This is a genomic window from Chitinimonas sp. (assembly GCF_041904975.1).
GTDB lineage: Bacteria > Pseudomonadota > Gammaproteobacteria > Burkholderiales > Chitinimonadaceae > Chitinimonas.
Map to the genome: position 1 here is coordinate 1 of NZ_JAYRLZ010000048.1, position 9,041 is coordinate 9,041.

A 9,041-nucleotide genomic window follows, 5' to 3' on the forward strand; every position below is an offset into this window, starting at 1 on the left:
GCCAGGGAAGCGCAGGTTGTACTCAAAGCCGTTCTGCGCCTGCACCGGGGTGTTGCCGTACGGTTCGCCAAAGGGCGAGTTCTGCCACACCACGTTGTTGCCGCTGTCGGTCAGCAGTCGCGGAGTGTTCAGCGGGTCGGCGTAGACGTAGTAGATCTGGGTGCCGCCCGCCTGGGTCGGTGCGACCGTCACGGTCTGCACCGGGGTGGTGTACAGCAAGGCGCCGCCGGCGTCATACAGGCGCGCGGTCAGGCCATAGCTGCCGGCGGCTACGCCGGTCCAGTCAAGCATGAAGTCTTTCAGCACGCGACCGTTGTCGTCGTGCTCGGTCACGCTGACCACGCCGTCGACCGGCTGATCATTCTGGAAGAACTTCACCGTGTTGCCGGTGCTCGCCGCGCCGCGAACCTGCAGGCGCAGGCGCGCCGGGGCATCGAGCTTGCTGCCGGCTGCCGGACTGATCCAGCGCAGGCTGGCCACCGGGCTGCCACCGGTCACGGTCAGGTGGATCGCGCCCGATAGCAGTTGCCGGCCGTCCTTCATGGTCAGGCGGGCCACCAGATCTATTGCACTCCCCTGCTCCGCATCTGGCACAAAGAAGCCGCCATAGGCGGTGGGGCCCTGGATGGTGTCGCGCGCCAGGGTGGTTTGATAGCGGCCGTTCACCAGCAGGTCGACGCTTTCTACTTCGTCGGCATCCAGCGGTTTGGCGTCCGCATCGGTGGCGCGCACCACCACATAGGTGCGGCTTTGGGCGGTCAGTGTGTCACCTTCCTTCGGAGAGGTGATGCCGACAGTGATCTGGCCGGGGGACAGGCAGCTGCCGTTGCAGGCCAGCTGAGTGGCAATGCCGCGGTCATCCATCAGGTTGAGCTGGATCAACCGGCCTTGCGTCTCGCCTTCTTCTGTTATCCCCAGCAGGTCGGTCAGCGCCCACGAGAAGCCATGGGGTGCATCATTGCCGCAAGCCGTTTGGGCTCGGGCTGCCACCCTCGGATCGGTCAGGGGTTCATCTGCCATCCGTGACAGCGACGGCATTTCAATACCCGGGATAAAGTACTTCCAGACACGCTCCGGCTCGGGTTTGCCTACCGTGCAGGCCCAGCCGATTACGTAAGCCTTCTTGTCGTCCTTGCGGATGATGCCTTCCAACATGCCCTGCTTCTGGCCCGTCGGCGCGGTGGTCACGGTGATCGTGCGCATCATCGCTGCCGATGGGTCGGCTGAACTAGCGACCAGCAAACGATGCTGGCCGATGCCCAGATTCAGGGTGATGCGCATTTCACCATTGCTGGCACTAGCCAGCAAAATGCCGTTGTCAAACAGATTCAGGTGTCGATCGCCATTCGTTGGCCGAACAGCGATCAGCTGGGTGCTGAATACCGCGCCTGGCGCAACAACGACATTCAAGTCAGTTGCGGGTGCAAGGATCTGTCCGAACGTATGGGTGGCGAACGCATAGACATTCACATTCTGTATTTCACTGTCGCCGACCGTGCCCGCACTGTCGGTGGCGCGCAATACCAGGCTGTGCAAGCCCACCTGCTTGAAGCAGAACTCAAAGTTCCGATTGTCTCCAGCCCAGAACGTCCACGGTACCGGGATGCCATTGTCGAGTAACTCAACCTTCCGGATTGTTCCTGCTGCACTGCTGGCATCTGCAATCACTGCCATACAGGGCTTGGCGTCAAGATCAACGAGTGTGTAGCCGCTTGGTGATACAAAGCGCACGGCGAGCTGGCCTGCGCTGGCAGTCACCGTAATACGCCGTGCCGGGCTCAGGCTCACCATGCCCATTTCATCTTCGGCACGCAGGCTCAGCGCATGCTCGCCCGGTGGCAGGGCAACGCTGGTTTTAAGGGTGCCGTTCTGCGATTGCGCAATGACCTGATCGCCATCGAGCAATTGCAGGGTCTTGATCGATTTGCCTGGATTGCGGCTGGTCGCCGTCGCATCGATGCTGGCCTGATAGACGCCACCACTCGCCGCAACGGTCAGGTCGGTAGCCGGTGCCGCAAGGCTGAGCTGCGGGGTCTGTCCGGCGACCACCGTCACTTGGCGTGCAGCGCTCGTGGCTTGACCACCAAGATTGTCGGTGGCGCGCAGGCGCAGGGTGTGAGCACCTTCGCCCAGATTCACCACCGCATTCACACGGTCGCTTGCCCAATCTGCCACCACCATGCCGCCATCGAGCAGTTCCAGCCGGACGACTTTGCCATCGCTATCGCTGGCGCTACCAGCCAGGTCCTGGGGGTAGCTGTTGCCAGGCGCGGTGGTAACGCTGATATCGGTCGCCGGTGTTTGCAGGCTGACATCGGGCAACTGATTGTCGAGCACGGTGATCGTGCGCGGATCGCTCAGCGTCTTGGCACCCTGATCGTCGGTAGCGCGCAAACGCAGGGGGTGGCTGCCCGTGGTCAGGCTCACCTGGGTATCGAGCTTGCCGTTTGTGGCGCTGGCAATCACCGCATCGCCATCCAGCAGTTCCAGCAGGCTGACGCTGCCATCGGTGTCTGAGGCGGTGGCGACGATGGCGGCGCGGTAGCTGCCCTCTGCCGTCACCTGGCGGCTATCGGCCGCCGGGCTGGTCCAACTGAGACTCGGGGCTTGGTTGACCACCACGGTGATCGTGCGCGGATCACTCAGCGTCTTGGCACCCAGATCATCGGTAGCGCGCAAACGCAGGGCATGGCTGCCCGTGGTCAGGCTCACCTGGGTATCGAGCTTGCCGTTTGTGGCGCTGGCAATCACGGTCTCGCCATCCAGCAGTTCCAGCAAGCTGACACCGCCATCGGTGTCTGAGGCGGTGGCGACGATGGCGGTGCGGTAGCTGCCCTCTGCCGTCACCTGGCGGCTATCGGCCGCCGGGCTGGTCCAACTGATACTCGGCGCTTGATTAGCCACCACGGTGAGGGTGATCGGGGTACTGCTGGTTTGGGCGTTCAGCTGATTGGTCGCACGCAGGCTCAGGCGGTGCTGGCCCACCGGCAGATCGACGGTCTGATTGAGACTGCCGCTTGCAGAACTGGCCAGTACGGTGCTGCCATCGAGCAATTCCAGGTTGCTCAAGCCGGCAGCGCTGCTGCCGCTACCGTCAATGGCCACACTGGCCAGGCCATTGGCCTTGGCAATCACGGTGCTGTTGCTGGCCGGGGTACGCAGCTGGACCGTCGGCGCGGTTTCCACCACCACGGTGATGGCCAGGGCATTGCTGTTGCCCGTCACGCCGGTGTCGTCGGTGGCACGCAGAACCAGGCTGTGGTTGCCCACTGCCAGGGCGACGGTGCTGGTGAGGCTGGCGCTGTTGGCGCTGGCAATCACCTTGCCGTTATCCAGCAGTTCCAGTTTGCTGACGCTGCCATCGGCATCGCTGCCGCTGCCACTGATGACGACACTGGCTTGGCTGCTGGCATTGGCTACACCATAGCTACGCGCCGCTGCCGGTTGACTGAGGCTGGCGGTGGGCGGCTGGTCAATGCTGACGGTGGCGCTCACTTCATCCGATTCGGTCTGCAGGCCCTGGTCATCCGTGACTCGCAGTTTGAAGCGAGAGCTACCCGGTGCGGCAGCATAGCTGTAGTTGCTCAGCGCCAGGCTGGCGGCTGTGCCGGTCAGGGTTTTAACCGGCGTGGTGCCATAGCCGGTGTTGTTCGGGTTGACCAGCAGTTCCAGCTTGGCCACCCGGCCATTGCTGTCATTGCCGCTGCCGTTCAGTACGACAGCGCCTGTGGCGACGCCGGGCTTGATGCGGATTGCCGGTGCATTGGTGCGCAGGCTGGCGGTGGGTGCGGTGTTGCCGACCACTACCGTGACGCGGGCGCTGCTGACCTTGGCTTTGGCGCTGTCGGTGGCTACGGCGTAGATCTCGTAATTCCCGGCCGGCTTGCCCGCCAGGTTGATCGGCAGGCTGTAGACGCTGCCATTGGCACTGACGGTACCGGTGAGGGTGGTGTCCACCTTGGCGCTGTTCACCCAGTGGAACACCACGCTGCTGATGGTCTTGCCGCTATCGGCCGTGGCGGTGGCCTGCAGGGTGTCGCTGATCGGCGAGGTGTCGTACTGCTTGCCGGCCAGCGGTGCGCTCACGCTCACCTGCGGGGCGGCCCAGACGAAGCCGCTGAGCGCCAGGGTGGCGAGCTTCAGCCAAACGGCGCGAATGCGGGGGGCGGGCATGGCGCCCGGTTCAATGCGTTGGTGCATGACGTTCTCAAGCAAGCGCTGCCCGTGGCAGCGCAGATATTCAGGGGGGACCGGGAGGCTAGGTGGGGACGGCGGTCATCGCGCCGTCCCTGCCTCACTGGATAACGGCAATGGGCATATCGCCCAGCCAGATATGCTCCTTGCGGCCCTTGGCATGACGCTCGGACAACAGGTGGCCGCCCAGGTCGTACTGGAACACCGTGTCGCCGCTGGCACCTTGCTTGCGCACCCGCTGGCCCATGGCGTTGAGCTCGAAGCTCACCGGCCCGGAGGCGGTGGTGGCCGATTTGAGGCGGCCCCGTGCATCGAAGACATAACCATTGGTCGCGTCACGGGTGGTGCTGCCATTCGGGTCCAGTTCCACATTCCGGCTCACGCCGGCGGTGGTCATGCTCTGCATGCGGTTGCTGCCCGGTGCATAGCTGGCGTCGGTACCGCCCTGCCCTAGCGTGCGGTTGCCATTCGGGTCGTAATCATAGCCGTACACCTTGCCCGGCAGGCTGGCATAGGTCAGCTGGTCCAGGCGGTTATACCGATAGTTGCCGCTGGTACCCGGGTTGAGCAGGTCGAACTGGCTCTTGAGCCGGTCGCCTTCGTCGTAATCCTGCTGGATCAGCTGGCCGGCCAGATTGTAGGTCCGTACCCTGCCCGCTTCGTCATAGCCACGGGTCACCGATTGGCCGGCACCATTGGTAAAGCTGCTGATGCCACCAAACGGCTCATAGCGAATATCCGATGCCAATACGGTGCTGCGGCCGTTGTCATTCAGGGTGATCTTCTGAATCTGCATGGCGGCGTCAAATTCGTAGCTGATCTCGCGTCCGGACGGATAGCGCAAACCAGCCAGGCGACCACCCCGCGTGTAGCGGTAACCCACTGATTCGGTCTGCCCCCCTACTGTCTGGCTGACCGTTTCCAGCTGGCCCAGCCAGTTGTAGCGGTAGCTGCTGCTGCGCACCAGCTGGCCGCCAGCATCGTATTCCTGTACCTCGGCCAGTTTGCCGATACCGTAAGGAGCGGTGTCATAGGTGTTCACTACCTTGCTGCCATCGGCATAGGTGGCGGTCTTGGGCCGGTTCAGGTCGTCATAGGTGTATTTAGTGATCTGCTTCTTGGCGTCGGTTACCGTTTCCAGATTGCCCACCAGGTCATAGGTATAGGTGGTCAGGCCGGTGTCCGGGCTCTGCTGTTCCAGTACTTCGCCAAAGCCATTGATGGTGTAAGAGGTGACGTTCCCCTTGGGGTCGGTCACCTTCACCAGGCGGTCCTGGCCGTTGTACTCATATTTGCTGACCTTGCCATTGGCATCGGTGCGGGTGTCCAGCCGGCCCAGCAGGTCATAGGTCTGGGTGATGGTGCGGGCGCCGATGCCCGGCACGGCCGGTAGCTTGATATGCCAGAGGTTGCCGTTTGTGTCGTAGTCGTACTCCGCCTGCAGCTTGCCGCCCGCGGTACGTGACATCGGCTTGCCGGTCTGCTCGTAATCGGTGCCGCTATGCCGCACCCTCTCGCCACTGGCGGCGTACACCGTGGTTTCCTTGCGGTTGCCCAGGCCATCGAGGGTGTACACCACCCGGTTGCCCAGCGCATCGGTAATGGTGGTCAGCCGGTTGCCGTCGTCGTAGTCGTAGGTGAGGACGTCGCCATCCGCACTGGTTATGGTATGCAGATTGCCGGCCGCGTCGTAGCCGTAGGTGGTCTTCCCGCCCAGCCCTCTATCGATTTGATAGAGTTTGCTGCGACTGTCATAGCGAAGAATGCTCGATACCTGATTCGGATCGATCATCCGCTGCGGACGTCCCTCCAAGTCAAAGTCGGTATAGGTGGTGACATGGCCGAGGGCATTGGTCACGGTCGTCAGTTGCCCACTACCGGGCAGGTAATCAAAGGTAGTGATGCGCCCCAGCGGGTCGGTCACCGTCTTGATCTGGCCCATGGCATTGCGCTCGTAATGGGTCTTACGCAATTTACCGGCGATATAGTTGCTGGTCACCAGGCCTTGCGCGCCGTCCTTGTCGGTGGTGGCCTGCTCGTAAAAATCGGTCACCAGGCCGGTGGCCGGGTCGGGAACCGCCCCCTGCTGCAGCAAGGGGCCGGACCACCAGTACGGCACCGGACGGTCGGCCTGGTATTGGGTGTGCCGATAGCGGGCAAACGCCGTGCCCTTGGCCTCGGTGACCTTGATCGGCAGGTTGCGCGCGGTGTCGTAGTCGATCTGCGTCACCACGCCGGTGCCATCAGTGCTGCCGATCTTGCGGCCATCGGCGTCGTTCAACTGGGTGAAAGTGAACTGCGTCGGCTTCTGCGGGTTGCTGGTCTGGCCAAAATAGCTGGCCGAAGCCGGCACCATGCGGTTGCCTTTGTTCTCCATGGTGATGGTCATGCCGTCACCCAGTGGGCGGGTGACTACCACCGAATGGATCTGGCCTTGTTCATCCTGGAAGTAGCGGAAGCGGTATTCGCCGATGCCGGCGCCGTCGTCGGCGCGAATGGCCAGGCCGTTCTCGTCGTAGTCGAAGTGGTGTGCCTCGATGCCACGTTCGTCGGTCACTGTCCTCAGCTGAAACGGGGCGCCTACCAGGTTCTGGTTGTAGGTGTAGCCGTAGCGGCGCTCAAGCTCAGAATTACGTGCTGCGCCCGGGAAGTAGTAGCGATAGCGAATCGATTTCAACCAGGCATAGCCTCGGCCGACCGACAGGCCACTAGGATCTTGTTCGGCCGTATCGTAGAAAAGCTTCAACTTGAACATCAAATCATCATCAGCATTCTGAGCAAAGACAGTAGCTAAAATACCTACTGTATGTACCAAATACAGCTTGTTACCAAAACTGTCTTTCACCAGGATAACCGGAGCCTGTTCGCTGCGCGTGCCGGTATCGACGGTAAAGGTCAGACCGGTGCCATCGCGGTAGCGGACGCTTTGCGGGTTGTAGCTAGCATCGAATTGCCACACCGCCTGGTCTGCATCGACATAGACCCAACCGCTAGCGGTCTTGGTGAGGGTGGCACTGATGTCGGCATCTGGCCTCCAGTTCACGCCATCGGTCGATTGGAAATACAGGCGCATGGCTCCAATCTGCAGGGCCATATAGACCGCAGCAGAGGGGTGAAGTAGCGGATAACACTTGCCGTCAAACTTTGCATCGTCCAGCTCGCAACGCAGGGACTGAGGGTTTACAGAGCGCGGACGACTAAAGTCATAACCCACTGGAAAGTAGGCCGGGCTGCCATCCGTGCTCTGGCGCTTGCCTTCAAAGCTGCTGAGAGGGGTGCGGGTCGGGTAGAGATAAATCTCATAGTTATGGGTCCAGTTCTGGCCCATGGCTTGCGGCAGGCTGCCTTGCAGGCGACCGCTGCTGTCGTAGTGGCGGCTGAAGCGCAGCAGCGAAGGCGCGGCGCCGCGGTAATCGACTTCCTCGTGCACCACCCGGCCCAAATCAAACAGCACCGGGTCGGCTGCCTGGGTGGGGATGCCTTCCCGGCCAGTGACCGGCCCTTTGGCTTCGCATTGGCAGGCGGGTTTGCTCTGGCCTGATGCCGCGACCGGACTCCGCGAACTTGGCTCTGGGCGTGGTGTGCCGCCGCTAATAGGCCCCCCCCCGCTTCCTCCGCTGGTCTGGCCGTTGCCAGGAAACGTAGGCGGGCCGTCATCATCACACCACGCACCGCTCGCGCCAACATGAACTCCTGCCTGCGGGTTTTGACCATTTTTACACATCGGAGTCACTTCTACCCCAACAGGAAATGATAGGCAGGACACGTTCCCCACCTCCCAATATCCACTACTGCTAAACGTCCGCGATACCAAACTAAAAGTACAACCCTTCGGCGTTACTTGTTTTTCCCCGTATGCAAGCGCGTCACTTAAAGATGAAAAGTCTAATCCACTGTTGTGATATCGAACCACTGCATTGGCTTGCACCGAAAAAATTAAAACCGCCAAACATAAAACCAAGTTTCGCAACATATTACTTTCCAGGAATAAATGAATTGCGTGCAAAAATAAAATTTTTGCGGCCAATCATTTCATTTGCATTAAGAAAATCGTGCAACGGCAGCCATTGCTCAGAAGCAGGTATAGACGCAACGCCTTACTAAACTTTTAGCTGATTTTGTCATTCGGAAAACAGACTAGCCATTGCTTTGCAAGGCCACCTAAGTGACAAAACTTTCTAAAGTTCTAGAAACGCGAGTGTCCTTGATAAAACAAAGAGAGATGAATTTACGTCCAGCCACTCTCTGTGTCATACCGAGTTAATCTCCCCTAACCCTCCCCACCACCTTGAACCCCACTGTCTCAATGGTGTCGCGGGCATAAGCTTCCTCATGCAGTAAATACACCTCACTGACCAGCCCGCTACTGTTCAGCCGATCGATGTAGGCCTGCAGCGCGGCAAATTCCTTCACCTCGCCTTCGATGGCAAAGTTGCCTTTTGCGAGATCCGGGTGCAGGGCCAGCAGGGTGACGTCCTTGCTGCCGGCTTTTTCCACCGCCAATAGCAGATTGGCCCAGGGGGTGTGCAGGGCGCGGCGAATTTCGGCGGCGCGCGCTTCCGCTTCCGGGTTGCTGGGCAGCTCGACGACCACCGGCGGCGGGGCAGCTGGCGCTTCGGCCGGCGGCTGCAAAAGCTGGCGGGCGCGACCGCTATGCCAGAGCTGGCCGCAGGCCAGAACCAACAGCAGCGAGGCGGCCAGCGCCATGCGCCAGATCAAGGTATTGAGCGGAGCGGCCGGGCGGGTGAGTGCGTGATAGTTCATGACCATCCCTTCAGCTGTAGCGCTGGCATGGCGTGCAGCAGCACGCCGCTGTCGGCTGGCAGCCAGGGCTTGAGGGCCACCGA

At 61.2% G+C, this 9,041-nt stretch carries 3 protein-coding genes; all 3 read right to left on the minus strand.

Annotated elements, in window-relative coordinates; translation table 11 throughout:
• Positions 1-4,200: Ig-like domain-containing protein (locus tag ACE3OH_RS06935; protein WP_374349979.1), on the minus strand; the 4,200-nt coding region annotated here is incomplete at its 3' end.
• A 94-nt stretch (positions 4,201-4,294) separates the two neighbouring features.
• On the minus strand, positions 4,295-7,648 hold the full coding sequence (locus tag ACE3OH_RS06940; RefSeq protein ID WP_374349982.1) for a DUF6531 domain-containing protein: 3,354 nt from the start codon (positions 7,646-7,648) through the stop codon (positions 4,295-4,297).
• A gap of 806 nt (positions 7,649-8,454) precedes the next feature.
• Positions 8,455-9,041, minus strand: a 587-nt coding sequence (locus tag ACE3OH_RS06945; protein WP_374349984.1) for a hypothetical protein, incomplete at its 5' end; no start/stop codon positions are given.